This window comes from Chitinophaga sp. S165 (assembly GCF_003182155.1).
In the GTDB taxonomy this organism is placed as follows: Bacteria; Bacteroidota; Bacteroidia; order Chitinophagales; family Chitinophagaceae; genus Chitinophaga.
In genome coordinates this window covers 1,174,652-1,201,276 of sequence record NZ_QGTG01000002.1, presented here as the reverse complement: position 1 = coordinate 1,201,276, position 26,625 = coordinate 1,174,652, and the positions used below count along the sequence as shown (strand labels likewise).

Annotated in this window: 20 protein-coding genes; 7 read left to right on the top strand and 13 right to left on the bottom strand. The window is 45.6% G+C overall.

Annotated features, from left to right (window positions below):
- Positions 1 to 109: 109 nt before the first annotated feature.
- Positions 110 to 1,252: a TlpA disulfide reductase family protein gene (locus C7475_RS13135; protein ID WP_158286499.1), complete on the bottom strand. Its 1,143-nt coding sequence runs from the start codon at positions 1,250 to 1,252 to the stop codon at positions 110 to 112.
- A gap of 460 nt (positions 1,253 to 1,712) precedes the next feature.
- Here C7475_RS13135 and C7475_RS13130 point away from each other — a divergent pair, with 460 nt between their 5' ends.
- The 4 genes from C7475_RS13130 (at position 1,713) to C7475_RS13115 (ending at position 4,192) form a co-directional block, all read left to right on the top strand.
- Entirely contained in the window at positions 1,713 to 2,216 is a 504-nt protein-coding gene (locus C7475_RS13130) for an RNA polymerase sigma factor (protein ID WP_110053792.1), read from the top strand.
- 5 nt (positions 2,217 to 2,221) lie between these two features.
- Positions 2,222 to 2,878 (top strand): hypothetical protein, encoded by a 657-nt coding sequence (locus C7475_RS13125; RefSeq protein ID WP_110053791.1) that lies wholly within the window; start codon positions 2,222 to 2,224, stop codon positions 2,876 to 2,878.
- Between the two features lie 3 nt (positions 2,879 to 2,881).
- The gene (locus tag C7475_RS13120; RefSeq protein WP_110053790.1) at positions 2,882 to 3,361 is read left to right on the top strand and encodes a YdeI/OmpD-associated family protein; all 480 of its coding nucleotides are present in this window, start codon (positions 2,882 to 2,884) and stop codon (positions 3,359 to 3,361) included.
- Between the two features lie 87 nt (positions 3,362 to 3,448).
- Positions 3,449 to 4,192, top strand: a complete 744-nt coding sequence (locus C7475_RS13115; protein ID WP_146217538.1) for a hypothetical protein — start codon at positions 3,449 to 3,451, stop codon at positions 4,190 to 4,192.
- A 58-nt stretch (positions 4,193 to 4,250) separates the two neighbouring features.
- On the opposite strand, the gene C7475_RS13110 is transcribed toward C7475_RS13115, so the two are convergent.
- The 10 genes from C7475_RS13110 to C7475_RS13065 all read right to left on the bottom strand — a co-directional run bounded on the left by C7475_RS13110 (position 4,251) and on the right by C7475_RS13065 (position 19,384).
- Positions 4,251 to 5,129, bottom strand: a complete 879-nt coding sequence (locus C7475_RS13110) for a polysaccharide lyase (RefSeq protein WP_146217537.1) — start codon at positions 5,127 to 5,129, stop codon at positions 4,251 to 4,253.
- Between the two features lie 237 nt (positions 5,130 to 5,366).
- Positions 5,367 to 7,952, bottom strand: coding sequence for a T9SS type A sorting domain-containing protein (locus C7475_RS13105; RefSeq protein ID WP_199236215.1), 2,586 nt, complete (start codon positions 7,950 to 7,952; stop codon positions 5,367 to 5,369).
- A gap of 224 nt (positions 7,953 to 8,176) precedes the next feature.
- Positions 8,177 to 9,613 (bottom strand): NAD(P)/FAD-dependent oxidoreductase, encoded by a 1,437-nt coding sequence (locus C7475_RS13100; protein ID WP_110053786.1) that lies wholly within the window; start codon positions 9,611 to 9,613, stop codon positions 8,177 to 8,179.
- An 87-nt stretch (positions 9,614 to 9,700) separates the two neighbouring features.
- Complete coding sequence (locus C7475_RS13095) at positions 9,701 to 11,185, bottom strand: hypothetical protein (RefSeq protein WP_199236214.1); 1,485 nt, start codon at positions 11,183 to 11,185, stop codon at positions 9,701 to 9,703.
- A gap of 10 nt (positions 11,186 to 11,195) precedes the next feature.
- Positions 11,196 to 12,542 (bottom strand): hypothetical protein, encoded by a 1,347-nt coding sequence (locus C7475_RS13090; protein ID WP_110053785.1) that lies wholly within the window; start codon positions 12,540 to 12,542, stop codon positions 11,196 to 11,198.
- A gap of 36 nt (positions 12,543 to 12,578) precedes the next feature.
- Positions 12,579 to 13,910 carry a RagB/SusD family nutrient uptake outer membrane protein gene (locus tag C7475_RS13085; protein WP_233259843.1) on the bottom strand — a complete coding sequence of 444 codons (1,332 nt, stop codon included), beginning with the start codon at positions 13,908 to 13,910 and terminating at the stop codon, positions 12,579 to 12,581.
- 21 nt (positions 13,911 to 13,931) lie between these two features.
- Positions 13,932 to 17,063: a TonB-dependent receptor gene (locus tag C7475_RS13080; protein ID WP_110053783.1), complete on the bottom strand. Its 3,132-nt coding sequence runs from the start codon at positions 17,061 to 17,063 to the stop codon at positions 13,932 to 13,934.
- Positions 17,064 to 17,091: 28 nt separating this feature from the next.
- A complete protein-coding gene (gene soxC, locus C7475_RS13075; RefSeq protein ID WP_110053782.1) occupies positions 17,092 to 18,309 on the bottom strand; it encodes a sulfite dehydrogenase in 1,218 nt (405 codons plus the stop codon).
- A 44-nt stretch (positions 18,310 to 18,353) separates the two neighbouring features.
- The gene (locus C7475_RS13070; RefSeq protein WP_110053781.1) at positions 18,354 to 18,914 is read right to left on the bottom strand and encodes a c-type cytochrome; all 561 of its coding nucleotides are present in this window, start codon (positions 18,912 to 18,914) and stop codon (positions 18,354 to 18,356) included.
- Between the two features lie 218 nt (positions 18,915 to 19,132).
- The gene (locus C7475_RS13065; RefSeq protein ID WP_110053780.1) at positions 19,133 to 19,384 is read right to left on the bottom strand and encodes a hypothetical protein; all 252 of its coding nucleotides are present in this window, start codon (positions 19,382 to 19,384) and stop codon (positions 19,133 to 19,135) included.
- Positions 19,385 to 19,793: 409 nt separating this feature from the next.
- On the opposite strand from C7475_RS13065, the gene C7475_RS33415 reads away from it, so the two are divergent.
- The 3 genes from C7475_RS33415 (at position 19,794) to C7475_RS13050 (ending at position 22,600) form a co-directional block, all read left to right on the top strand.
- The gene (locus C7475_RS33415; RefSeq protein ID WP_255412649.1) at positions 19,794 to 19,928 is read left to right on the top strand and encodes a hypothetical protein; all 135 of its coding nucleotides are present in this window, start codon (positions 19,794 to 19,796) and stop codon (positions 19,926 to 19,928) included.
- A 411-nt stretch (positions 19,929 to 20,339) separates the two neighbouring features.
- Complete coding sequence (locus tag C7475_RS13055; protein ID WP_110053778.1) at positions 20,340 to 21,836, top strand: sensor histidine kinase KdpD; 1,497 nt, start codon at positions 20,340 to 20,342, stop codon at positions 21,834 to 21,836.
- Between the two features lie 59 nt (positions 21,837 to 21,895).
- Positions 21,896 to 22,600, top strand: coding sequence for a response regulator transcription factor (locus tag C7475_RS13050; protein ID WP_110053777.1), 705 nt, complete (start codon positions 21,896 to 21,898; stop codon positions 22,598 to 22,600).
- A gap of 581 nt (positions 22,601 to 23,181) precedes the next feature.
- Here C7475_RS13050 and C7475_RS13045 read toward each other — a convergent pair.
- Together C7475_RS13045 and C7475_RS13040 are read right to left on the bottom strand one after the other, a co-directional pair.
- Positions 23,182 to 24,015: a DUF4397 domain-containing protein gene (locus C7475_RS13045; protein WP_146217536.1), complete on the bottom strand. Its 834-nt coding sequence runs from the start codon at positions 24,013 to 24,015 to the stop codon at positions 23,182 to 23,184.
- Positions 24,016 to 24,047: 32 nt separating this feature from the next.
- Positions 24,048 to 26,600, bottom strand: a complete 2,553-nt coding sequence (locus C7475_RS13040; protein WP_110053775.1) for a TonB-dependent siderophore receptor — start codon at positions 26,598 to 26,600, stop codon at positions 24,048 to 24,050.
- Positions 26,601 to 26,625: the final 25 nt, after the last annotated feature.

Below are 26,625 nucleotides of genomic sequence, written 5' to 3'. Positions count from 1 at the left end.
AAATTCAAGTACGATACCATGAAATTCCCATTACCTATCAAAAAGATCTTGATCAGAAGTAACTTAATACCAGTTACCAAGGGACGGGAACAGCAGGCCGTGACCATTTTCACAAGCTATTAGTAAGCATCTTACTGACATGTTCTTTTAGAAGTGACACATCGTTATTCTTTACCTGGTAGGAATTAAAAACGATTTTACCATCCTTATTTACCACAATGTAACCGGGGACAGCTTTAATATTGAATAGGTCGGTCAATTCATTGTTAAGTTCAAATTTTGAATAGGTAGAAACATTGATCCAATCTAACTGATGCTTGTTGATATGCTTCTGCCACTTCTTTACATCATCATCCAGATTGAAATATACTACCTGCAGCCCTTTTTTCTTATTCTCCTTGTAGATCGTTTTCAGTCCGGGAAGCACTTCCTGACAGGGAATGCACCACGTAGCAGAAAAGACCACAATGTAAGGAGTACCTGCAAGCTGTGTGTTGGTAAAGAGAGTACCCGTACTGGTTTTTACCGTAAATGAAGGCATCTTTTCATTCACACGTGCCCGCTCATTGCCGGCGATATCGATGGTCACTTTATGTAGCAGTTCTTTATAAAGAGGCGTTTTTTGCAAATTGTCATCCAGGAGCTTTAATGCATTGTCAAGATCATACAAAGAAACGCGCCTCCTATACAACCTATAAAGCTGTATGATGGTATAATAGTTATTTTTATAGCCTGCAAGAAGCGTCTGTTGCTTTTCCAGCTTTTCCCTGTCGCACTGGAAAGGTAGTACTATAAACTGACGGGCGCTATCTGCGTATTCACCATAGACGCGCATGTAGTAACTGCTAATACTATCCAATTGTAGCTTGATGCTGTTAGATGCTGAGTGAGGAAAAGATAAAATCGAAACCTTGTTCTTATAATAAATATAATCGGCCGGTACAGGATGAACGATCATATTGTTATTACCACTATCCAATACAAACTCCTGGGAAAAGGTCTGCTGCTCTTCGTTTTTATATGAAATACGGGCAGCCTCACTTACCTGGGCTATCTTCCCGGAAAAAGCAAAGGAATTATCCACCACTGTAGCGGAATCCTTTGTTTCATAGCGCGTATCCGAATAGTTGTCGAATACAGAAAGATATACTGTTTTACCATTGAAATAGTCAGGAACCTCACCTTTTACAGAATAGGAATGTTGGGCCAACGCAACAACGGGGGTCACGAGAAAGAAGAATAAAAGTTTCATCTGATAGCGTTTAGGACTTTGCATCGATTAACGGGATGCAGAAATACCCAATAGATTTTTAATAATTTAAGGGTCAAAAAATACATATTTTTTAGCCCACAACGTTCTTTTTTTAATTTTAATATTAAATATTTCAAAAAGAGAAGAAATAATTTCCTGATATCAAAATTTGATTATCTTTAGCGAATACTATCCTATGAAACGCCTTTTTACTTCGGCTCGAATCCCGCTACAGCGTGGCATTTGAGCCGAAGCACTGAAAAGCCGTAAAAATAATTTTACTATCCTATGAATTCCCTGCCTTTGTTTAAAAGGCCACAGAAAACCGTATAAAATCTGCACCCCAATTTACTAAATAGTACTACTTTCAGGACCAGCTGGTATCCTGTTGTGATTTTTTATTCCCCTCTGCGAATAATAAGGTAAAATATTTTGTTCATGACCTTAATTATTACCTCATATGACCCCGTCAAAAGAAGATAATGTCTTTCTATCAGTAATAGAACAGCATAAAGGGATCATCTATAAAATAGCTAATTCCTATTGCAGAAATACTGAAGACAGAAAAGACCTTATCCAGGAGATTATTTATCAGCTATGGCGATCGTTCGGCAGGTACAATGATCAGTATAAATATTCCACCTGGTTATACAGGATTGCCTTAAATGTGGCCATCTCCTTTTACCGGAAAGACAGCAAAAGAAGCGGCCGCGCATCCGAGCTCACAACAGACATTATTATTGTCGCAGAAGAAAAAGAGGACCTATCGCCACAGCTGCATCTCCTTCAGCGTTTCATCACCGAATTGCCTGAACTGGACAGAGCTATTATGATCCTCTATCTCGAAGAAAAGAGCTACAAAGAGATCGCAGATATTCTTGGACTCACTGAAACCAATATCGCAACGAAGATCAATCGCATCAAAAACAAACTGAAAGGAAAATTCTCCACTATTCATAACTAAGAAATATGGAAGACATCGCATTAAAAGAAATGTGGGCTAATTATGATAAGAAGCTGGAAAAGACCCTGGCACTGAACTACCGTCTTATCGCCGAAATACAGAGACAGAAAGCCCGCTCTGTTTTACGCCCATTGAAAACAATTAAGATCATCGGGGTTATTGCTGGCATAATATGGACACTGTTCCTGTCGGTATTGGTCACCTTTGCCATATCGGGTATGACAGCTTCCCGGCTCTTTTTTGTGGTTTCTGCATTGGGCATTATCATCACTACTGCCGCCGCCGTTGTGATATATATCAGGCAGGTTGTGCTTATTCAGCAAATCGATAATAGTGAGAATATTGTAGAAGCACAACGGAAACTGGCAGGACTGCAATCATCCACCATCAACGTTGCCCGGATATTATTCCTATCCGCTCCCTTCTACACTACTTTTTACATTAATAACGCTATGTTTGAACATGTAAATATCGGGCTGTGGGTATTACAGGTAACAATCACTACCGTATTCACTGTAACAGCTATCTGGCTGTACCGGAATATACAGATGAAGAATGCCGGTGAACGTTGGTTTAAGGTTATCTTTGGGAGTAAAGAATGGACCTCCGTTACAAAGGCTATCAATTTTCTGAAAGAGATAGAAGTCTATGAAAAAGAATAAATCATGTCAAAGAAAGTAACTTTTGATGCAGTAATAGAACAACATGGCGGCATGAATGCAGGCTATGTTGTTTTTCCATACGATGTACAGGAACTATATGGTGTAAAAGGGCAGGTGAAAGTAAAAGCGTTGATCGACGGTAAAGTAACTTACAGAGGTAGCCTTGCTAAGATGTCGATGCCCTGTCATACACTCGGTATTACCCAGGCCATCCGGAAAGAGCTGGGTAAGGAGCTTGGAGATACAATACATATAGTATTGGAACAGGACCTGGCGCCCAGGGAAGTTATATTACCAGAAGAAGTGATTGCACTCTTCTCAAAACACCCAAAAGCAAAGGCATTTTTTGACACGCTTTCTTATACGGACAGGAAAGAATATAATGTCTGGATCACTTCCGCCAAAAGGGAAGAAACCAAAAATAACAGGCTTAAGCTTCTGATAGAAAAGCTCGAAAGCGGAAAGAAGCTGACTGAGAAATAGGGAAAATCAAGGGCCAGGTATCAAATTTCAAAGCAATTTGAATTATTTTGCTGTCCATAAAATCCTCTATACCTAACCTGTAACGTCATGTATCCCTTCTGGAACAACTACTACTATTTGATACTCATTGCACAACTTGTTTGTATTGTGCACGCTATGAAAAATGGAAAGAAAGACTGGATCTATATTCTGCTTTTCCTTCCAGGTCTTGGGGCCATCGCCTATTTTATCAGGGAGATCTGGCCAACTATTAACGGCGGACAAATGACCGGCAATCTGCAACAATTGTTCGTGCCAGGTCATAATATCAAAGAGCTGGAACGCAAAGTACGGCTCTCCGATACCGTTACCAACAGACTGGCGCTGGCCAATGCCTATGCATACCGCCAACAGTATCAGCAAGCTATTGAACTGGCACAATCCTGCCTTAATGCCCATCATGCTAATGATCAGGGCATTTTACTACTGCTTGCCAGGCTACATTTTTATAACGAACAGTATTTTGAAAGCGTGTCTGTATATATCAGGCTGTCAGGCATGCGCAATTTCCGGATGACCAAACAGGAAGATGAGCTGTTGTTTGCGCGAGCGCTGGAAGGCAGTACAGATTATGTAAGAGCGGAAGAAGAATACAAAAAAGTGATCCGCGTACATCACTCACTGGAAGCCATGTACTATTATGGATTGATGCTGAAAAAGCAGCAGCGTGTGCAGGAAGCGAAAACGCAGTTCCAGGCAGTAAGAGATGAGATAGACCTGCATCCCCGGTATGTGCGCAGGTTAAATGCGGAATGGGTGAGACTATCCAAACGGGAAATGGCCACCTTATAAAAAAAGAAACTCAGGAGCCTGTTAAACAGACTCCTGAGATTTAGATATTGTGATATTATCAATTGGTGCTGATCCTGTGAACTTTCAGGTTATCGTAGTAGATATATCCGTCTGTAGATGATTGCCAGTAAGTCTGGCTACCACCACGGAAAGTATGGAATGTCAAACCTCTGATCAGACGTTTGCTGTCGTTGGTTGTCCAGCGAATATCCTGGTCAAGTACTACTACGCCGTCAATTACGTACTGTACGTGGCCATTGGTACTGCTACCGGTATTACTTTTCACATACAGATGTACGTGGTAGGTCTGACCTTTGTTCAGGCTGCCTGAGGAAGGATAGGACTTACCGAAAGTTTCTCCGTATTGACCTGACTGATCTCTGAAGTAAACGTAAGGCTGGAAGAATACCCTGCCTGCATCTGTACGGTACCACATCAGACGTGCGGAACCACCGTTACCATCCCAACCTGGATCTCCACCGGTATTACCGTCACCGATAGAGAAGCCGAAACCTAACTTTCCGCCTCTGCTCCAGTCAAACTGGCTGTGAAATCTGATATCATAATCAACTTCATAGGCAGTTCCGTCAGAGATATCAATGTTGGCAACCACACCGCCTGCACCTGATAATGCATTCTTTAATAAGGTGATACGCAGGTTACCGTTAGAGATCATCCCCCGGCTGTCCACCCAACCGGTTACATTACCGAAATCTGCTGCACCATTATTAGCAGTGTAGGTGCTGCTGTGGGCGTAATTGTCCCAGTTTACACTCCAGCTGTTCAGAATAGTGTTACCTACTGCCTGCGTTTCCAGGCTGCTGGCTGCTGCCAGGTGTTGGTCTTCCTTAACGGTTTCTTTAGTACAGGCTGATAGTAATACGATCATGGAGAGAGCAGCGCCCTTCGTAAGACTGACAATTTGATGTCTGTTCATTTTTGTTATGGTTTTTTAAGGGAAAATGAAAAAAGATATGCCTATAGATTTGTCTGTTTCGTCAATTTGCCTTTAAAACAATCGATTGCATCTACGTGGAAAAAAGGTTTTTATAGTTTTATGTTGTAGGTTTTCATAGATGTCGGGCGAGAAACAGAATAGTACTACTTAAATAAATAAAAAAATTCCGGCCCGCTGGAAGCGGACCGGAATCACTATTACGTGTTATAACATTGGTTAACGGGAAGTATTATTCACTACTATTTTTTCCTTCCGGATCACCTGCTTGTTCTCACTCACAGTAACAATATATACACCATCTGGCAGGGAGGAAATATTCAGGTTATTGGAATTTCCCTTTACCCGCTGGGACAGTCTCCTTACCCCTGCAATATTATATACATCTACTGTATACGCTTTATTACTTGCCGGTAACGCAATATTCAGGGTATTGCTGGCAGGGTTAGGCCAGATACTTAATACTGCGGATGACTTAACCGGCGCTACCGCTGTTGCATTTATAGTAAGCGGCTGTGGATAAGTGAACGGGAAGTCGATCTGTGCCTGTTTAAACTGCATTTCCAGGTCCTTTGACCAGCCGAAGGCGGTATCTGCCTGTGCCTCAAGACTAAACTGTGCCGCGCCACTCCAGAAGTGCACAAATTCGCCCAGGTTCAGGTCGCGGGTATACTCGCCATTATGCTGTGGGAAATATTGGGCCAGCAGGTCGAAATAACGGTTTAATGCGGCACTGGAATCGGCCCTGTCATAGATCGGGTAGAACCAGTTCTTGAACCAGTAGGTACCAGGTTTGGGGAAGCTTTCCTGTTTCACAACAAAGTCATTATATGCCTGCTGTGCATCAGCTGACCATCCCAGGCGTTTCATTACATCATAAATGAAGATCTCCGCCCACTTGCTGTCTCCCCATATAGGGAATGATGGCGAGTTGTGAATGCCCTTACTGCCGCCTTCTACAATATGCCCTACTTCATGAATAGAAGCATGCAGGTTCCAGCCTTCCCTGGCTTCCCAGCTACCACCGAGATCACCCGCATTTGTATAATCATGATCAGCATCAAAGACCACTGCCGGATGTCCGCCAGAGTATCCAGGTTCGCTGTGGAACACCATATTCAATTTAGGATCACTGAATGAGCCATAGTTGTCTTTTACATACTCCCATACATCAGTGAAGTCCTGGTTCATCCAGGTAGCTGAACGGCTTACAGCATCATCAAACCAGATGTTCACGCTGCTGTTAGCGTATACCAGCGATAACAGCTCTGTATGACCTGCCCAGTGTTCCTGCCATTGTGCAGGTACTACATTGGTCAGTGTTGTATTGCTGCCGGTCACCCATGCAGATACGCCATTTACGTTTTCAGCTCTCAGCCTGTAATAATATTTAGTTGACGGTGAGAGGTCCAATGAGAAATAGCGGCTGCTATTTGCGGCCAGTACAAAAGCATCATCCCAGTCCGTCGTGTCTGTTGTTCTTTCCAGGCGATAGCTGGTTTCTGTAGCGGCATTGTCCTGCCAGTTCAGAATGATCTGGTTGCTTGAAACAGCCTGTGTAGTGAATCCTGTCGGCGCTGCAGGCGCAGATGCATCGACTGTGCCACTACCGGTACCATAGATCTCCAGTTCTGCTAACTGTGTGAGAGAACCTCCGTTATTAGCTGTGATGTTCAGGCGGTAGTACTGATAAGATGTTGTATTGGCAAGCAGGTATGTACGTTTCTTGAACCTGGTAGTGAACAACTGGTTAGTTTGCACCTGCAGATCAGTCCAGGTACTGCCGTTGTTTGAGCCCTGGAATACCCAGTTCTTCGGATCTCTGTCTGTCGCGTCATTAGCAGCTGTAATGCTGTATCCTTTAGCCACAGCTCCTGTTGGCAACTGATAACGGATCCAGGTGGTGGAAGCCCATGCCAGGTACTTGCTGTAAGTGTTATTATCTACCACTTTGTCTATACCTTCCACACCCGTAGTGTTATACTGGTCTGTCACCACATCATTCGTGAAGTTGGTGATGTCATTGCCTGTAGTAGCTGTAGGGGTGGTAATCACATCAGAAGTATCTGCAACAGATGCACCGGTAGCATTGATAGCTCTTACCCGGTACAGGAAACTTGTACCTGTGCTCAGTGACGAATCAACATAAGATGTCACGTTTGCTCCTACTGTTGCACGTGGCAGGAAAGTCACTGCATCTAATGAGCTTTCAATGCGGTAACCGGTTTCATTGGTTGCATTGTCAGACCAGCTGAGACTAACCTTGCTGCTCGACTGTACAGTAGCTGTCAAACCACTGGGACCTGAAGCAGGGCCACCAACAGTACCGTTCAATTCCAACTCTGAAAACTGAATAGCTCCTCCTCCGTTATTAGCCGTGATATTTAACCGGTAATACAGATAAGGCGTGGTGTTAGTGAATGAATAGGTTTTGGTTTGAAAACGCGCAGTGAATGTCTGGCCGGTCTGGGTATCTAACGTGGTCCATGTTCTGCCATCGTCAGAACCTTGCAGATTCCAGTTTTTGGGGTCCCTGTCTGCAAAGTCATTTGCAGAAGAAATGGAATACTGGTTAACGGTTGCTGACCTGGCAGCTTCAAACTGTACCCAGATCGCCGTTCTGGCAATGTAATACTTCGTATTTACATTATTGTCTATCAACTTCGGATAGTTTTCCACCGCATTTGAATTGGGATACTGAACCGTCAGTACTCCAGCGGCAGATGTTATATCAGTCTGTGCAAGGGCCGGCACAGCACCGCATAACAAGGTCACATACAAAGACAGCTTTGTAAAATTACGCATACGCATAGCAATTGATTATTTTAAGGTTTACGAGATAAAACGCATTTAATTATTGTAAAACATAGGTTGATGTGAAGTTTTTCACGTGTCTACTTTGGTTGATACTGAGTGCTCACAAAACGGGTTACACAGATACGTTAACTATCCTACTAATATAGGAAGCAAACGTAAATAAAGGTGTCAACAAATCTCAAACGGAATGTTAATGAAAATTAAACTGCAGATCATTTAAGTGCAATACCAAAGACATCCTTCAACGCCTTCTTTGCAGCATGATAACCGCACATGCCATGAATACCGCCACCCGGCGGTGTAGATGATGAACATACGTAAATGCCTTTGGCCGGCGTGGTATAAGGCGACCATCTTATAGCAGGTCTTGTATAAAGTTGTGTGATGTCGAGGATACCTCCATTGATATCACCACCGATATAATTAGGGTTATACGTTTCTACGTCTTCCGTATTCATTACATGCCTGCCTATGATAAGATCTTTAAAACCCGGTGCAAAACGTTCTACCTGGTTTTCAATAGCAGCTGTCATATCTTTTGTGGAGCCATTGGGTACATGACAGTATGCCCATGCCGTATGTTTACCTGCGGGAGCGCGTGTCTCATCAAAGACACTATGTTGAACAAACAATGTATACGGATTATCCGGATGATGTCCATCCGTTGTTCGTTGTTCATTGGCGGCGATTTCTTCGATCGTGTTACCGAGATGAATGGTTCCTGCCTCCCTGCAACCTGCGGCGGTGAAAGGTGTAGGCCCATCCAGCGCCCAGTCTACTTTGAATACGCCCATTCCATAGCGGTATCGCTGCAACTGCCATTTGTAGAAAGAGCTGAACCTGTCGCCCGCTATCTTTAACAACTGCTTTGGTGTTACATCCAGCAATACCGCCCTGGAAGGCGGCAATTCCTTGAGTGCGTTCACATACGTACCCGTAACGATCTCTCCGCCCAATGACACAAAATAATCACCTAATGCGTTGGCCAATGCCTGTGCGCCGCCACGTGGTGCAGGCCATCCTCCGGCATGGCTGTTCAACATCAATACTAAGCCGATAGCTGCTGTGGCGATATTTGTCAATGGTTGAATAGCATGTGCTGCTACTCCGCCAAATAATCCACGGGCTTCTTTTGTTTTAAAACGTTTAGCCAGCTGCATAGCTGAAGGCAATGCCTTTAGTCCGAATTTCGCTAATGTTAGCGGATGTTTTGGGAACTGTAAAGGGCCCAATATATCTTCAGATAATCCTTTGAAATCTTTCAGCAAAGGGCGGAATAACTGCTCGTAGGCAATGCTGTCCTTCCCCAATAACTGCGCTGTTCTTTCCAATGAGGGATGTAACACAGCAGCGGTACCATCATCAAAAGGATGAGCCGCATCAACAGCCGGGTAGATATAGGACAATCCAAACTTTTCTAATGGCAGCTGGCTGAAAAAAGGTGATGTTACCGCCATAGGATGAATAGCGGAACAGATATCATGCATAAAACCAGGCAACGTCAGTTCTTTAGATCGTAAGCCTCCTCCTATTTCGTTCCTTCCTTCTATCAGCAATACAGAAAGCCCTTGCTGCTGCATGGCTATTGCTGCTGCCAATCCGTTGGGTCCTGATCCGATGACGATTGCGTCATATTCGTTTTTATGCATGTGGGCTTCAATTGAACATCAGGGACTAAACAACCAGGAATGATGTACACACATCCGCCCCGCTCCTTTAGTCCCTGATTAAATATTTTAGTACTGTCCCGCTTCCAGCTTGCTCGGCGAAAGCAGGTATTGTTTATCTACCTTATCCAAAATTACGTAAATCGAATCTTTATTCTCGTTCAATCCATAAAGAATGATCCGCGTATCACTGGGTCTTTCATAGTGTAAAACAAAAGGAGGATCTTTCTTCTTTGCTGTATTGGGACGGTCTGTTGCATTCCGTCGCTGCCGTTCACGCCCCTGGTTCGCCGCACTCCTGTTCTTATCCCTTAGAGATAGTTCCTGTTTTGCAGTATCAGCGTCATAATAGAAGAACCTTCTTCCACCAGCTACGCCTGCCAGTTCAAAGTTACGGTCCACGTCGTTCTTCGGAGATCCGCCACCATTACTCAGGTCCAGCCATACTGGTTTGTTCACCTGGTAAGTGATGCTCGACCATTTTTCAAAGGTCACATTCTGCCAGCGCACAGTGTCCAGCGGTGAATAAGGGATCACCTGGTTATTCAACCTGAATTCAGTCACGTTATAAAAACCTTTCGTACCCGCTAATCCTTTGTTCACAGGTTGTTTATATGGGTCATACAGGTAGTTCCACATCTGCAGGTAGAACAGTATGAACACAAACAAAACAAAGGTCCCTGCTTTCAATGCAAGACGTCCATACTTCTTCCATTTTTCATCGAAGGAAGGATAGTAATGCACCGGCACAGTATAACGTTCCAATACTAACAGGTTGTAAATCTTTGGAACATCATATGCCAGTACAAATGCTCCGAGCAATACAAAGTATGCTGCATACACATGTACGCCGCCATCATACGCCAGATTCACGAATGTAATATTGAACAACGCGCCTGCCAGCAGTACAGCTCCGATTGCAGCCGTACCACGGAAGAACAACAGGATACCTGCACCTACTTCCACAATGCCTGCAAATACCTGGTACCAGGGCACAATACCGATTGATAACCAGTAGATCTTCTGCGCTGTAAAGTCGCCGAAATTAGTATGCAGGTTAGAGATAGACGGATAAGGCATCTGTACGGGGAACAACTTGGTATACCCGAACCCGATAATACCTATCCCTGCACGGTACCTTACAATCACCCGTAACCAATAATACAGCAGGTTATACTCCTGTCTTTTACGGTCAAAAAGGCTCCATATCACAGCACCTATCACACCTATACCCAACGCTGCTAACCAGCTGGCAAAGCTGGCTATTCCCCAGCGACCGCTCTCTGAATTGACGTTCCAGAGATTAGGCTGGAATCGCGCTATATCATATACATCACGGTATTTCAGATGCACCCAGTCCATTGTGAAAAGGTGGGTGTACCAGTTCCAGCTGAGCGGAATACTCATGATCACAAAAAAGATAAAAGCAATGCGGAATGCCCACTTTTGATACTCCTTCCAGGGCTTTGCGGGTGCAGCAACAGTCTGGCTTTCAGTATCTGCCGCTATGGGCGCTACCTGCTCTATAGCGGGTGAATTGGCTATATCAGACATAACGTTAGTTTTAGAGTTTAAGAGGTTTACGGCGGCCTTCGATCATCGGATATTTCTTATTGATCTTATCCAGCACTACATACACGGAATCCTTCTTTTCGTTAATGCCCGAAAGAATGATACGGCTGCTGTCAGGCCTTGTGTAATGCAGCACCAGTTTTTCCTGCTGATGATATTTATTCTTATTCTGCAGGAAAAGCACCTGCCGGGATTCATCTATACCATAGGTGAAGTAATGCCTGCTCACAGCGCCTGTCAGCTCATAGTTCCTGGCCGGGTCTTCTGCATATATCTCTTCCGTATTGGCCAGATCAGGATGCACATAACGGCTAGACCGAATGCTGAGTGTAGCCCATTTCTCAAACACAACGTCTTTCCACCGCACGCTGTCTGTCAGTGAGTAAGGCAGTTCCTGGTTATTAATACGGAACTCCGACACATTGTAAATACCGGCTGCATCCGCCAATCCGGGTGTTTGAGGGTACTGATAACCATTATGTTTATAGCTGGCATAGGTCTTATATCCATACAGCCCGACAAAGAAAAAGATGAACAACGACTTCAATACGATCCTTGCACTGCGGTGCCAGGGCTTAACAAGCTGAAGCCGTACGGTATTGGGAGCTGTGGGCTGTTCCAGCGTCAACAGACTAATAATGCGTATTGCATCGTATGCCAGTAAGAACAGCGCCAATATCACCAGGTAGAAGCTGTACGTATATTCTCCTCCTTCATAAGCGAGATTGGACATAAATACATTGCCAGTAAATGTAATGATGATGCCTGCTCCGATAGTAGCCGTTCGCCTGCTGAACAACAGAAGCCCTGCAACAGTTTCAACAAGCCCGAGGAAGGTTTCCATAGAAGGTACTACTCCTGTGCTCATCGCGAAGATCTTCCAGGCCGACAGGTCGCCATATGGAGTATTGAGCTGGCTGATGCTCGGATATGGCAACTGCTGTGGGAACAATTTCAGCAGCCCGTATGCAATAACACCGATGGCTAGCCGGTACCTGACAATCGCCCGTAACCAGTAATACAACTGATTGTACTCTTTCCGTTGCTTGTCCAGGTAGGTCCATACCAGTGTACCGGTCAGCGCTATGAAAGCAATAACGCCCCAGTCTGCAAATCCGCCGAAGGGACTATCTGACGGAAGGGACTTCGGCGTATACCGGGCCAGATAAAAAATGTCTTTAAAGCCCAGTGCCCCCCACTGAATACGGAGCAAGGTACTGTAATACTTCCAGTCCAGCGGAACACACTGGAGAACGAAATAGATGAAAAAGAAGCGGAAAAGGACCTTCCAGGATGCTTTCCACTCCCGTGGTGGTAATAGGTTTGCCGGATGTGTCATACCTGCAATGTTTATGTGTGAAAGATCGGATAGCGATTAATAACCGGGATTAGGCTCCAGTGCTCCATCTGCACTCAGTTCTATCGCGGGGATAGGCATTACGTACCTGCGCTCGTCTGTTAATCCCAGTACCGCTGCTGCGCGGTCTGTTCTCACCAGGTCATACCAACGATGCGGTTCGAAAGCAAATTCCAGCCTTCTTTCATTTTCGACAGCCAACAGGATATCCCCCTGAGAGGTAGCCGTGCTTGCTGTCAGTCCCGCCCTGTCGCGAACTGCGTCCAGGTCGGTCAGCGCTCCTTCCAGGTTGCTTTGTTTTGCCCGCGCTTCTGCACGGATGAGGTACTGTTCTGCAATACGGAGCACATAGGTAGGATCTGTAGCGGGACTGCGGTAGTAGAAGTTCCCGTACCATAATCCCTGGTTGGTAATAGCTACTGCGGCGTTACGGTTACCGCCAACAGCCGGATCATTCACCAGGGCAATGAATGCGTCGTTAGGCGCCCATTGGCGGGTACCGCCATTAGCAGGCGGTTGCCAGTAGCCACGGTGTGCGTTAGTGTTGTTGGCACTGTAGGATATTTCGAAGATGGATTCATCGGTTGCCACCACGTTGTTGGCAAAGAAGGCGCTATATGGCTTTATAAGGCGATATTCGGCGTCTCCTATCAGTTTTGAGGCATAGACCTCAGCCTGGGGCCAATTCTCCTGATAGAGGTAAAAACGGGCTAATAATGCCCATACTGTTTTACGGGTGGCACGGTAGCGGTTAGTCGTTTCCGGTAACAGCGGTTCTGCCGTTTGCAGATCGCTCAGCACCTGGGCATAGGTCTGCTCCAGCGTACTACGTTTCAAACCTTTGGTATCGTTGATGTTTGTGGTCGCCTTTAATACTAGCTGTACGCCGCCCCAGGTGCGGGCCAGGTCAAAGTATGCCAGGGCGCGTATGAAATAAGCCTCGCCCACCAATGCGTTCTTCTCTTCCTGTGTAAAGGTCGCATCTGTCACACCAGGCACTTTATCGATCACCTGGTTAGCCCTGTTAATGGTGGAATAGATCCCGGCCCATACAGTAGCTACGTTCGTGTTATCAGCTTTCACGCTATGCGTGATGAATTGCTGTATCACCGACTGCGATCCTGTCCATTGGATGTTATCACCTGACAAATAACCGATGGTCTGAAAGAGGGCACCGTAATAAGCATCATCTCCCAGTTCACGGTAAACGCCTCTTACAGCTGTTTGTGCGGATGCTTCGTCAACAATAGTTGCATCGTCCGAAACGGAGTCGCGGGGCTCCACATCCAGGAAGTCCTTGCAGGATGCGAGCAATAATACAAGTGGTAATATGCGGATGAGTGATTTCATGATCTTCTTCATTAAGTATTCCTATAATGTCACATTCAAGCCAAACTGCAGCGTACGCGATTGTGGCGGCGTACCCAGGTCAACACCCTGTACTGTCTGCGTAGCAGTTACGTTTGCTTCAGGGTCCGGGCCGGTATATTTCGTCAGCAGCCACAGATTGTTTCCGGCAAAGTAGACGCGCAATGCATCCACATGCCAGCGGCTGGTCAGCGACTTAGGCAGTGTATAACCCAGGGTCAGCGACTGTAAACGCAAAAAGGAACCATTCTCAATGAAACGGCTGTTCTGTTCCAGCGTATAATTGTTGCCTACTTTGGTCAGGCGTGGTACGTCGGTGACATCTCCTTCTTTCTGCCAGCGTTTCAGCTGACTGGCAAACAATACCCTGTTCGCATCGCGGGTACCGCCACCTTCGCCAAAGAAGCGGTTCAGGTTTAATACCTTGTTGCCATACTGGTAGTTGAACTGTACTGCGGCATCGAACGACTTCCAGGAGAAACTGTTATTAATACCGCCGAAGAACTTAGGCAGGGCATTTCCTACGATCTGCCTGTCGGCCACCGTGATGTTACCATCGTCGTTTACATCTTCAAACACGGCATTACCTGTTTTCGGATCTACATACAGCTGTTTGTACATCCAGAAGGAGTACATGGAATATCCCTGCTGCATCCTTACCCAGTCGCGGTTGTATTGTGTAATTGGCACCGGCAGTTTTTCTATCTTGTTCACATTACCGGAAATGCTGAAGGATGTATTCCAGGTGAAACTTCCACGTTTGATATTCTCAGAACGGATAGCCACCTCATATCCTTTATTGCTGATCTCTCCGGCATTGGAATAGTATGTTGTATATCCGGTATTGGAAGGCACTGGTAATTGTAACAGCACATCAGTCGTTTTCTTGGAGTAAATATTTGCTTCCAATGAAACACGTCCATCCAGGAAACCCACGTCTACACCCAGGTTAGTTTGTGTCGTTTTCTCCCAGCGCAGGTCAGGATTGGCCAGCTGTAAAGGAGCGGTCGCAGCTTTATCTCCACCGCTTTCTGTATCAGGATAACCGCTGGCGCCTGTCCATAAACCACGGGCTGCATAGTCATTGATACCGCTCTGATTACCGGTCACGCCATAGCTGGCCCTTAACTTCAGGTCACTGAGGAATTGTACGTCTTTCAGGAACTGTTCTTCTTTCAAACGCCATGCAGCACCAACAGCGGGGAAATAACCCCAGCGGTGATTACTGCCGAAGCGGGAAGAACCATCTGCACGAACGCTCAGTTCCAGGTAGTACTTGCTGTCGTAGTTGTAATCAACACGGGAAAAGAAAGAGGCGAGTGTACCCTGTGTCCAGGTTTGCCCGGCAGTACGGGTAGACGCAGAGGAAATATCCTTATAGGCATTATTCGGGAAACCGGTGCCTTGAGCGAAAGTCCTCTCCAGTGTATTCTGCTGGATAGTATTACCTACTACAGCGCCGAATGTATGTCCGCGGCCCAGCTTCTTCCGGTAAGACAATGTCTGTTCATTGATCCAGGTGCTGTTCTGTGTAATGGAAGATGTTGCTAAACCATTTGTAGGTGCAGCGCCAAGTTGTGTCTTATCGTTCCAGTATTCTGACTCATCATAGTTATTATAGTCAACACTCCAGCTGGTGCGGAACTTCAGATCTTTCAGTATTTCAGCCTCTGCATACACATTACCGATATACCTTAAGCTGATAGTGTGTACATCATAGTTATTCAGCAATACCTGCAGGTTGTCAAACCCGGCATACCGGGCAGGTGTGCCATCAGGATTTGTTTCCGGCAAGTAGGTCGGTGTATGCAATGCTGTTTGCAGCAGACCTCCCTGCGGACCGTCACCGGCACGTGCCTGGTTCCTGTTGGAGCGTGTGATACCATTGCTTACACCTATCTGTACCCTGTCACTGATCTTATGGTCCACATTCAGTTTCAAACTGGCCCGTTCGAAGAAGACAGGATGGATATTGGCTTCCTGTTTTGTGTAACCGGCGCCTATGTAGAATTTCGTTTTCTCTGAACCACCATTAACTGATACATCATAGTTGGCCAGCTGGCCTGTACGGAAAAGTTCACCCAGTCTGTCGTAGGTCTTTTGTTCTTCCGGTAGTCCACGGCCACCTTCAGACACTGGTCTGAAAGGCCTGTTGGCAAATGTCTGGTTCAGTGCAGGATTGTCTATCCCACTGTTGATCCAGAATTCATTGATCAGGGTTGCATGTTCAGGGCCTGTAGTTAAGTCCCATAGTTTCGGTGCTTTTGCAAAACCATGTGATACGTTCAGATTCACCTTAGTGCGTTCGCCATAGTTACCACGTTTAGTAGTAACGATCACCACACCGTTTGCACCACGGGAACCGTAAATAGCAGTGGCGCTTGCATCTTTCAATACTTCTATGCTGGCAATGTCGGACGGGTTAATATCGGCAATAGGAGAGGTAGCGCGGCCGCCTGTGCTGACAGTTTGCAGACTGGTGTTGTTTACGAACACGCCATCTACAACATACAAAGGATCATTGCCGGCATTGATGGAAGTGGTACCGCGCACACGTACAAAGACGCCATCACCAGGTACACCTGTGTTGGAGTTGATCTGTAAACCTGCTGCCTTTCCCTGTAGCTGCGCATCAAAGCCAGCCACGGGTACAGTCTTGGTTTCAGCGGTATTGATTGTAGATACGGAGCTGGTCAGGTTACGGCGCTCCTGTGTACCATAACCTACGATCACTACTTCACTTAGTTTCTTATCGTCTATCTCCAGTTTGATATTCAGCTGCGGATTGGCACTTACTTTCACCTCCTGCGGCTTATAGCCTAGATAGGTAAAAATAAGCACGGCATCAGTAGGGGCATTTAATTCGAAAGAACCATCTATACGGGTGAGTGCACCACGTTTGGAACCTTTCACTACTACGCTTACACCCGGCAGCTGCTGACCGTTTGTATCTGTTACCTTTCCCTTTACAGGAACATCTGCCCGTAGCTTACTGGCAACGGCATGTTTACTGGCGGCAGGCAGCACTGCACCCCAAACTTCCGGGCTTCCCAGTACGGCGGGAATAAGCAGGAAACCCGCATTTCTTGCAAGCCTGCGTATCACAGGAGCATGCCCATAATCAAAGAATGACATATAGCTGATTGGTTTTATATTGGTTACTTTATTTCCATTTCTCCGGACTATACACTACCTGCCCGTCCCGTTTTATCAGCCAGGCTGTAACAGGGTTCAGATGATATCCGGTACCCGGACCGCGTGCAGTGATCAATTGTTCAAGTGATGGTTGTATATAGCCTGTTTCATCTATGGCACGGCTCATAATAGCCGTAGTATCTCCGTTCCATTGCCATAAGTATCTGAAATAAGTATGTGCCTTGTCAAGTACAGGTTCCTGCAGGCGTGCGGCATTCCATGTTTTGCCGGCATCGGTGCTTACTTCCACCTGGCGGACCTTACCGCGTCCGCTCCAGGCAAGCCCTCTTATTTCCACCCAGCCCTTCTGCAGCTGTGCGGGATAAGCAGGATAAGTGATAATAGAGCGGGCGTCCATTGTAAAGCTGAACTGCCGGATCTTGCCATCTTTTACAGGTTCTGTGTATTTGGAAGTCTCTTCTCTTGTCATAAAGGGGCCGTCGGACAATTCAATGCGACGCAACCATTTTATACTGGTGTTGCCTTCCCAGCCCGGCAGCAGCAGCCTTGCCGGGTATCCTTGCTGGGGGCGAATGGCTTCCCCATTTTGTGCATAAACGATCATAGCATCTTCCCAACCTTTACTGACGGGAATGCTACGTGTCATTACTGCCGCGTCCGAGCCTTCCGCGAGAAACCAGGTAGCTTTAGGATTAACGCCTACTTCCCTGAACAGTGTAGATAACATCACACCGGTCCATTCACTCTGACTGGTTAATCCGCAGATGTCCTGCGGCGTAATATTCTCTTTATCGGGCTTCCTGAAGTTTCCTGAACATTCAATAAAACAGATGCGTGATACTGATGGGAAACGCTTCAGATCGGCCAGGGAAAAGACAGTCGGCTTATCTACCATTCCATGTATCATCAATTCATAGGTATGAGGATCAATAGCAGGCACGCCGGCATGATGACGTTCGAAGTGAAGATCTGACGGTGTGATCATACCGTACAGATCCTGTAACGGCGTCTGTGAAGAAGTGAGGGAAGGCTTTCTTTGCGGATGTTCGAATGGAGATCTTGTACCTAATACACCAGGCAACGGCCCGACCTGTTTAGTAGGATCGAGAGCCGCTTCAGGAATACCTGTCTGCACCACTTTGCCGAAAGATGACTTTACCAGTGCCACAGCAGCTGTGGCAGCACCTCCCAGCAAAAGGCGACGACGCGTCATCTTTTGACTCATATTAAGTTCAATTATGAATTACAGTTTAATTATGACACATATGTTTATTCATATGGTCCGTCCCCGCCTTTCCGGCTGTCTGTGACATAATATTTCCTGGCCGGCATAACGACGCCAGGTAAGGTTTTCGCGTTAATAACAGCATCTGCGCCGATCAGTTTGTTGGCATGCAGCAGCCAGGCTGTAACGCTGTAAACTTCATTATCTGATAGAGAGCCAGGTGCATTAAAGGGCATTGCACGACGTACGTAATCGAAGACAGTAGTGGCATACGGCCAGTAATTACCGATCGCTTTTACACGTTTGGATGACTGGTCAAACGGTTTCGCACCAACAGTGTCGGGCGCTACCAATACATTGAATGGCCCTTCTACACCTGTACTTCCGTGACAGGAAGCACATTTTGCGGCATAAATAATTGCACCATCCAGCACTGTACCACTACCTGCAGGTAATCCTTTACCATCCGGACGAATGGCAATGGCTTTCACAGCAATCTCTTTTTCCGTAGCAGGCCTGCCATAACCGAAATGATCCGGCACAGCATTACTGCGGCGTTCACAGGCAATCATGACAGTGCCCGTAACGCACACCCAAAAAGGCATTCGTAGCTTTAACATCAGATAAAATGAGACTTGTATCGTTGGTTGATTATAATGCGCAGAGTGTAACCATTACTGGTTACTTGCATTAGTCTCTTGGTGGGAGCACAAATAATCTGATGCAAATATATGCAGTAGGAATTTAAAAGTCCACTATTTTTATAGACTTTTATTTGAATGGTATAAAATAACCGGTATGAGTAGTATCAGAGGGAGTGATATTAATGTTCCATCATATCCAGTATATCTGTCCAGATGATACGGGCTATTTGTTCGCTTTCAATTGTTTTAACCCGTTCTTCCGGGTTGATCATACTGTCTTCCTGCCAGTCAATACCTTCAGGCATAAAATCTCTGAGGATGTTTCCGCTGGTGATGACTTCGTATGTCGTTTCCTGTGCTACTTCGTCTACAGTGATCGCAAGCTGATATGATCTGCCTTCAATGTAAACTGTTATTGTACGCCTTTCCATAACAAACAATTAAAGGGGTGCTACTATGGAATTATTCCAAAGCAGAATAAAGTTGGAGAGAATCTGTTGATATATTACTGGCTGTTAACCGCCGGGGGGCATGCTAAAGTTGTCACTGTTCACTGTCTGACCTGCTATTGTTCCTTCTACGCTTCTCTTTATCACCTTTGGACCCCTAATCGAATACGTCTTCATAATCTCACATTTAAATGGGTTAGTAATAATAAGCTGACATACTACATAGAACAAAATATTTGCCAGTATGGTTGTATAAGTAAAGAGTGGGATAATTCTCCCCATCTCCCAACACCGGCACCCCAATTCCGGGGTAAAAAGTGCGCTTTATGTACAAATCAGTAAGGAAAAAGGGAGGACTTATCCACAAAAACAGCTGATAATCAATACAATTATGAAAAACCAGCTTATAGCCAGTGCAACAGGCCAGCCTGCTGTGGGAGGTATAATTGTGCTATGGGGATTGGTAAGGAACAAGCGAGCGACAGTGCTTAAAACAGGAATGCACCGTCAATTGACAGTGCATTAACCTTATATAACTCTGCATTCATCCGAAATTATAAGCAGTATCCCTTACTAACATATGGAACTGCTCTTTTTCTACTACATAACCGGTATAAATTTCTCTTTTTCCCGGCTGATGTTCCGGTTATCATATATGCCTGGTTCGCAACCTACAAGCCGCACAAAAAGTACAGCCTGTAGTTTGCTTTTTTTCCCGTTGGAGCGGGCTGAGTACGTGTTTCGTGGGAATTAGCACAAAGGCCTCATGGCTTTGTCTTTAATGTAAAAACCTGACAATTGATAACACGATTATTAAACTAATCGCTGAAACCGAAGTTAATAAAGCATTTGTGGAAAAGTTGCAAACGGAAATCAAACAAAGTGTAAACAATTTTAAACAAATTGTGAATGAAAGTTAAATTTCCAATATTTAAATATGAACAGAAAACTATGGGGCTTACTAAAACTGCCACCTGAAAGAATATATTTGTTCTCCAGGAAATTTTCGATGAAGCATCCTTTTAAGATCTATATCACTACATCTGTTATTTGCTTTCTTGTACTAGCGCTGGTTCAGTTCATTCTGGTCTACAATACCTATGACCTGCTCAACAGGCGTTTCTACTATGAGAAAAAGAATAAGATCAATGAGGAATATAGTAAGGCTATCACCAACGATAAATTATTCCCGGGCGGACAGGCAATTATAGACAGTATCCTGATGCCTGAGCTCAAAACACTGGAACAGCTGTATAATACTGATACTACCAAATTCCACAACTACGCTCAGCAGATATTAAACAAAGTATTTCACCGGCTCATTGAAGAACAAAGCGCAGACAGCCTGATGCAACAGATCCGGCAAAAGGACAGCATCACTGACTCTCTTCGTTATGCGCTGAACATCTCCAGGATCGAATTCATGACCGGCGACAGAAAATATATCAACATCTACGACTACCGAAAAAAGTATGCGCTGATAGATGATTCCCTGCAATGGTCAGACGGTATCCGCATTTACGGCGACCTGGAAAATCCGGATGAGCGTAGCCAGGTTGTAAGGCTGAACGTATCCACTCCATCCCCCTATACTTATGCGATGGCATTCAGCTTCCATGCCGAGCCCTTTAACCGCCGCCAGATGGTGTTCCGGCAAATGCGCCTGATGCTGACAATGTCATTGCTATCGATGTTTGCCATTATTTTACTATTTTTCATCACCATGCGGAACTGGATAAAACAGAAACGTCTTTCAGATGTGAAAACTGATTTTATCAACAACATCACGCATGAATTTCATACGCCACTATCCGCCATCATGGTGGCTAACAAGAATATCCAGAATGAAAAGATCCTGGATAACAAGATGGCCATCAAGTCCCTGTCGGAGGTCATAGATCGTCAGTCCCAGCGGCTGAAACTGCTGTTCGGACAGGTGCTGGACCTTGCTACGGTAGATAAATTGTTCGTGCAGAAAACGCCTCACCACCTCAATATGCTGGTGAGTGAAATTCTAACTGACTTCAGTATCAAGTTCTCGAATTCCAACCTGGAGATCGATTTTAAGCCGGCAGAAGAAGATCTGGTAGTAAACCTTGACAGTTTTCATTTTACTACCTTAATGCTCAATATACTGGACAATGCGGTGAAATATAATCTCCAGCCTATCAAAGAGCTGGTAGTGTTTATCACAAATGATAAAGAGAATATTCAAATCACAGTCACCGATATGGGTATTGGTATGTCCAGGGAGACACTCAAACATATCTTTGAAAAATTTTACAGATATCAGAAAGATCTGACACAGAATACAAAGGGGTTGGGACTGGGACTGCACTATGTAAAACAATGCATAGATGCGCATCAATGGAAATTAAAAGTAGACAGCGAAGTGGGAAAAGGGACTACATTTGTAATTGTAATTCCAATGTAGGACCGTTCTTTTATATTTAACGTAAACACGTCCCTGCTTCAAATTTAAAATTGAATGCTATGCGACATCGAATCTTATTGGTAGAAGATGAATCAGATCTGGGTAATGTAGTAAAGCAATACCTGGAGCTGATGGACTTTGAGGTAAACTGGCAACAAAGCGGCAGTGATGCATTGGAAGACTTTAAAAGAAGTCCGGAACGTTATCACATACTGCTGATCGATGTCAATCTTCCCGGCATGAATGGATTTGAACTGGCCGAACACGTCGTAAAGATCAATAACCAGGTGCCTTTCCTTTTTCTTACTGCAAGGGGCGAAAAAACAGATCGTCTGGCCGGTTTGAAAATAGGCGCTGACGACTATGTCGTGAAACCCTTTGATGTGGATGAACTGGTATTACGTATCCGCAATATCATCAAACGTAAACAACCTGCTGTCGTACCCGAGGTTGTAAAAGCCAATAACGTTATCACTATAGGCAATACCCGGTTATTTGTCGATTCCCTGAAACTCGTTACAGAACAGGGAGATGAAATCGTGCTCACACCGAGAGAATGCGACCTGCTTGTACTGTTCTTCCATAATGTGAACCGTGTGATAAAACGGGAAGAGATCTTAACCAAAGTATGGGGCTCAAACGACTATTTCGTCGGCCGCAGCCTTGATGTATTCATCTCCAGGTTCAGAAAGTATTTCCAGCAAAATCCCGGTATCAGTATCAAGAACGTATACGGGATCGGCTTTGTATTCAATGTGAAATGATGAGATCCATCTATCGTTTTCAACCAATAATTGTAACGCTTACACGTCAAAATGCTAACTTTCACTAATTCCGTTCAGTAGCACGTGCTGCGAACCACCTGCATCAGTAACGAAATACGTATTTATTGCGACGCGTTTAGAACGCGGATTGTTCAAATTGCAACTCAAAAAAAGTAGCAAGTTTGCTTGCCATTTTTCTCATTACATCACAAAATTAAGCAGAAAAGTGATGCGGGAAATACGGATTTTTAACTGCACACCACACGGGAAAAATCCACACAACACACAGATATACAATAGTTTACATACCTCCTCAACTCTAAACAAGCCAAACAACTACGAACAGGCAGCTCTCAGGCACAGATCCCTATTAAAACGGCATTTTACAAGGTTTATACAAGGCTTAACTTACGTTCATCCTACGTCTTTGAACGTAAGATGAACGTAAGTTAAAGCTTGTATGATCCTTGTATAGTCCTTGAACAGTCCTATTTTAGTAGACACCTGTTACTGTACGCATTATTGCCGGGTATAACCACTAATAACTGTTACAGGTTTCAGGTGCATGGTATGTTCTGTTGTCAGTTCTCAAGATGTTTAATGATAGCACCTCCTGTAGCTGACTTCCCAGGAACCTTGTACAGAAAAGCAGTATAGCTTTTACCTGCTTCCAGGGCCAGGTTCGAGAATGTTTCTCCTTCAATGGGCAATGGACTATGACCGGATGTTATGCTCACAGCCAGGCCTGAAGTACCAGCCGGCACTTCAATAAAAGGCCCTAGCGACCATACATTCAAGCTATCGCCCGACAATACCGAACCACCGGCACGGCCATACTCTACTTGTTCAAATAACCGGTTTTCCTTGCCTTGCTGTTGCAGGGCAATACTAACTGCCGGAATATCCGGAGCAAGATGAACAAAACGTAGTTTGGCCTTTCCGGCGGCAGGCGATTGCTGGTTGTCGTAGAATAGTATGAGGGTGTCTTTTGTGATATCTGCTTTGCTGCTGGCTGCGAAGACCGTATGCCGGTAACCGGCCACAGGGCCGTTCGGACCGCCACTGGCAGAGAAAGCAGCCTGGTTCCCGAACTGACGGGACAGCTTGTAACTGGAGCCTGTTCCCTCCGTAAAATTGATCTGCACATTGCCGAATACCGTTGGCAGGTATGGAGATGCCTTACCAACACCTACAGCAGTGGTGGTAACCTGTGCCGTAAAAGCCCAGAATTGCAAAGGAATGTCCACAGGCCGGGCATTGACAAATCTGATCTCCGCATTGAGCGGTGGCCTTTCCCCTGCATTCACATCCAGGTAGTCCGCCTTATTGCAGGATGCCAATAGCCCCGCAATGAGCATTATACCCGCAAAACGCGATATTAAAATATGTTGGTTGATCTTGATCTTCGTTTTCATGTTCTGCTTTTTAATGCGCCTGAAAGGCACGTTTAAAATTGAGCCAGTAACCTGGCGAAAGGCTGGATCCCGGCACTACCGTTCTGGATCCCCACAACAGTGGGGTTGCGCAAGCCGGCTATTGCGGCATCCGTATAATCGCCCAAAGTATCAAACACATTGTTTACACCTATCGTAGCCAGCAGCTGGGGCGTGATATGATAGCCTGCAGACAGGTCTGTTACCCAGATAGGTTTCAGCTCCTGGAAGAAATAATCCGGCCGCGGAAAGGCAGCGTTCAATGCGGTTGCTGTGGTGACAGTGCCGAAATAAACCGTACGTAACAGGAAGTTCCATTTGCGGTTATTGTAAACTCCCTGCAAAGTGACCTTCTGTTGCGGGATGTTGGTTGTTACGCGCGCTTTTTCTGCTTCACTAAATATGACATAACGATAGGCTTCCAGCCCTTTCGGTGTGTTCACACCTGTTACTTCATTGCTGGAAAAATTGGCGCCTGCCAGGAACGATAGTGACGCTTTGTTCAGCAACAGTTTGTAACTGCCCGTAAACTCAATTCCTTTGGTACGGGTACTGAATGCATTGTAAAAGAACTTGGCTTGTGTCGTACCTGTTTGCAGCAGTAAAGCCCTTACATCTTCCGGCAGATTGGTATCCAGGGCTGAAAAATTGCCCGTATTACCTACCCGGTTTTTAATATCGATATGATAAGCGTCTAGTGTTAACTCTACCAGCGGCGCTGGCTGGGAAGTGATGCCTGCACTAAAACCTTTGGACCTTTCCGGCGTCAGGGAAGGAATACCTAAAGCCCTTGCTGCAGCGCTTTTGTTGGAAGCCGTTACCAGGTCTACTGCACGTCCCTGCTGGAAAGTGGTTGAAGTCTCGGTGTAATAGAACTGCGCAAGGTCGGGCGCACGGAAACCGGTATTATAGGCTCCCCGGAAAGCCAGCCATTTAGCAAGGCTATAACGGCTGGCTACTTTCCAGGTAGTAACATTGCCAAAGTCAGAAAAATGCTCTGCTCTTATGGCTGCCGACAACAACCAGTTACTGGTGATGTTGGCTTCAATATCGAGATAACCTGCTGCAACAGCACGGTTAACATTTACTTCATTGGCAGGCCTGAAACCTGCATGGATCTGGGATCCGGGCGATAAGCCGTTCAGTGCTATCAACCCGGAAGAAGAGAGATAAGGTACACCGGCAGCGGTAGTGTCTATATTGTAAACTGTCCGCAAGTCGGCCTTTGCATACGACGCTTCTTCTCCGGCGATGATCTGGTACGTTTCAACCCTGTACTGACCACCAAAGGCTACATTTATTCCGTTCAACGCATTGTCGAAATACCTGGAGATGTCAAGACCGGCTGTATTCTGAGAGGCGTTATACCGGCCCGCATCAAACGTGGTAGGGCTCTTCAGGCCATAACTTGCATTCAGGGAATTGTCTATCACATTCCCGAAGTCATTCTTACCATACACATTGGAGAGGTCGGTCGTCCATTCTCCCAACTTCCCCCTGATGCCAATTGCGATCGACTTATCCGTAATAGTGTTATCCATTTCAGGAAGAAAACCATCCGGATAAAGGAAAGAATTATTCCTTTCGGTCCAACCCGGCAACCGGTACACGGCTGTAAATTCCGAGTTACGATGACTGATACCGCCAAACGCATACAGTTCAACGCCATCTTTCAAAGGAACAGCCGCATTGAATGCCAGCAGCGCATCTTTTGCTTTGTTGGAGCCCCCTCCACGCTGATCAAAATAATGACGGTCTATACCGCGACTGGCTAGTATAGCATCATCGATCTCTTTGGTATAGATAGCATCATATGCGCGGGTATTAGCGCCTCCACCGTAAATGGGACCATTGTACAATCCTGCATTTTCTCTGCCGGCAGGCAGCGCAATACCTTGTGTGGCAAATTCCGCCGTGAGATGCAGATAACCACCCTGCTGTCCTATTTTGAAGCCATAGCTGGCATTGGAGCGGGTGGTTAGTCCGTCGCCACGACGGCGCACACTGGCCGTTGTACTAACGGTAATATCATCTGTCGCCTTTTTCAGCACCACATTGATCACACCTGCGATGGCATCTGAACCATATTGCGCGGCTGCTCCATCCCTGAGAATTTCGATACGCTCTATCGCTCCTGCGGGAATAGCATTCAGGTCATAACCTGTTGCACCATTCCCAAGACCACCCCAGTTCACATTAGAACTTTTATGCCTTCTTTTTCCGTTTACAAGTACCAGTAACTGGTCCACACCCAATCCCTTCAATTGCGCAAGATTGAGTGCGGAACCTGCATCACCGGCGTTGCTGCCATTTACAGAATGAAATGAAGGCGAGACATACTGCAGCAACTGCGTTACACTTGTTTGGGGAGCGTTTTCCTGTAAAGATCTAAGGTTAATGACATCCACCGGTACCGGTGCATTGAGCCGGGTACGGGTCACGCTGCGGGAACCTACTATCTGTACTTCCCCCAGATGACGCCGGGTAAGGGTGTCCTTCTCCTGCGACTGTGCCGGCAAGATGTAGCCTGCGAACAGCAGTAAAAAAATGATAGTAAAGATCCTCATGTTTGTAATGTTAAAATAAGATAAG

What these genes read in the sequence shown, in the direction of transcription:
- C7475_RS13045 (WP_146217536.1), bottom strand. Translation starts at nt 24,015, where the DNA reads ATGAAAACGAAGATCAAGATCAACCAACATATTTTAATATCGCGTTTT.
- C7475_RS13105 (WP_199236215.1), bottom strand. Translation starts at nt 7,952, where the DNA reads ATGCGTAATTTTACAAAGCTGTCTTTGTATGTGACCTTGTTATGCGGT.
- soxC (WP_110053782.1), bottom strand. Translation starts at nt 18,309, where the DNA reads ATGAGTCAAAAGATGACGCGTCGTCGCCTTTTGCTGGGAGGTGCTGCC.
- C7475_RS13115 (WP_146217538.1), top strand. Translation starts at nt 3,449, where the DNA reads ATGTATCCCTTCTGGAACAACTACTACTATTTGATACTCATTGCACAA.
- C7475_RS13110 (WP_146217537.1), bottom strand. Translation starts at nt 5,129, where the DNA reads ATGAACAGACATCAAATTGTCAGTCTTACGAAGGGCGCTGCTCTCTCC.
- C7475_RS13050 (WP_110053777.1), top strand. Translation starts at nt 21,896, where the DNA reads ATGCGACATCGAATCTTATTGGTAGAAGATGAATCAGATCTGGGTAAT.
- C7475_RS13100 (WP_110053786.1), bottom strand. Translation starts at nt 9,613, where the DNA reads ATGCATAAAAACGAATATGACGCAATCGTCATCGGATCAGGACCCAAC.
- C7475_RS13070 (WP_110053781.1), bottom strand. Translation starts at nt 18,914, where the DNA reads ATGCCTTTTTGGGTGTGCGTTACGGGCACTGTCATGATTGCCTGTGAA.
- C7475_RS13040 (WP_110053775.1), bottom strand. Translation starts at nt 26,600, where the DNA reads ATGAGGATCTTTACTATCATTTTTTTACTGCTGTTCGCAGGCTACATC.
- C7475_RS13085 (WP_233259843.1), bottom strand. Translation starts at nt 13,910, where the DNA reads ATGAAATCACTCATCCGCATATTACCACTTGTATTATTGCTCGCATCC.
- C7475_RS13080 (WP_110053783.1), bottom strand. Translation starts at nt 17,063, where the DNA reads ATGTCATTCTTTGATTATGGGCATGCTCCTGTGATACGCAGGCTTGCA.
- C7475_RS13135 (WP_158286499.1), bottom strand. Translation starts at nt 1,252, where the DNA reads ATGAAACTTTTATTCTTCTTTCTCGTGACCCCCGTTGTTGCGTTGGCC.
- C7475_RS13065 (WP_110053780.1), bottom strand. Translation starts at nt 19,384, where the DNA reads ATGGAAAGGCGTACAATAACAGTTTACATTGAAGGCAGATCATATCAG.
- C7475_RS13095 (WP_199236214.1), bottom strand. Translation starts at nt 11,185, where the DNA reads ATGTCTGATATAGCCAATTCACCCGCTATAGAGCAGGTAGCGCCCATA.
- C7475_RS33415 (WP_255412649.1), top strand. Translation starts at nt 19,794, where the DNA reads ATGAAAAACCAGCTTATAGCCAGTGCAACAGGCCAGCCTGCTGTGGGA.
- C7475_RS13130 (WP_110053792.1), top strand. Translation starts at nt 1,713, where the DNA reads ATGACCCCGTCAAAAGAAGATAATGTCTTTCTATCAGTAATAGAACAG.
- C7475_RS13055 (WP_110053778.1), top strand. Translation starts at nt 20,340, where the DNA reads ATGAACAGAAAACTATGGGGCTTACTAAAACTGCCACCTGAAAGAATA.
- C7475_RS13090 (WP_110053785.1), bottom strand. Translation starts at nt 12,542, where the DNA reads ATGACACATCCGGCAAACCTATTACCACCACGGGAGTGGAAAGCATCC.
- C7475_RS13125 (WP_110053791.1), top strand. Translation starts at nt 2,222, where the DNA reads ATGGAAGACATCGCATTAAAAGAAATGTGGGCTAATTATGATAAGAAG.
- C7475_RS13120 (WP_110053790.1), top strand. Translation starts at nt 2,882, where the DNA reads ATGTCAAAGAAAGTAACTTTTGATGCAGTAATAGAACAACATGGCGGC.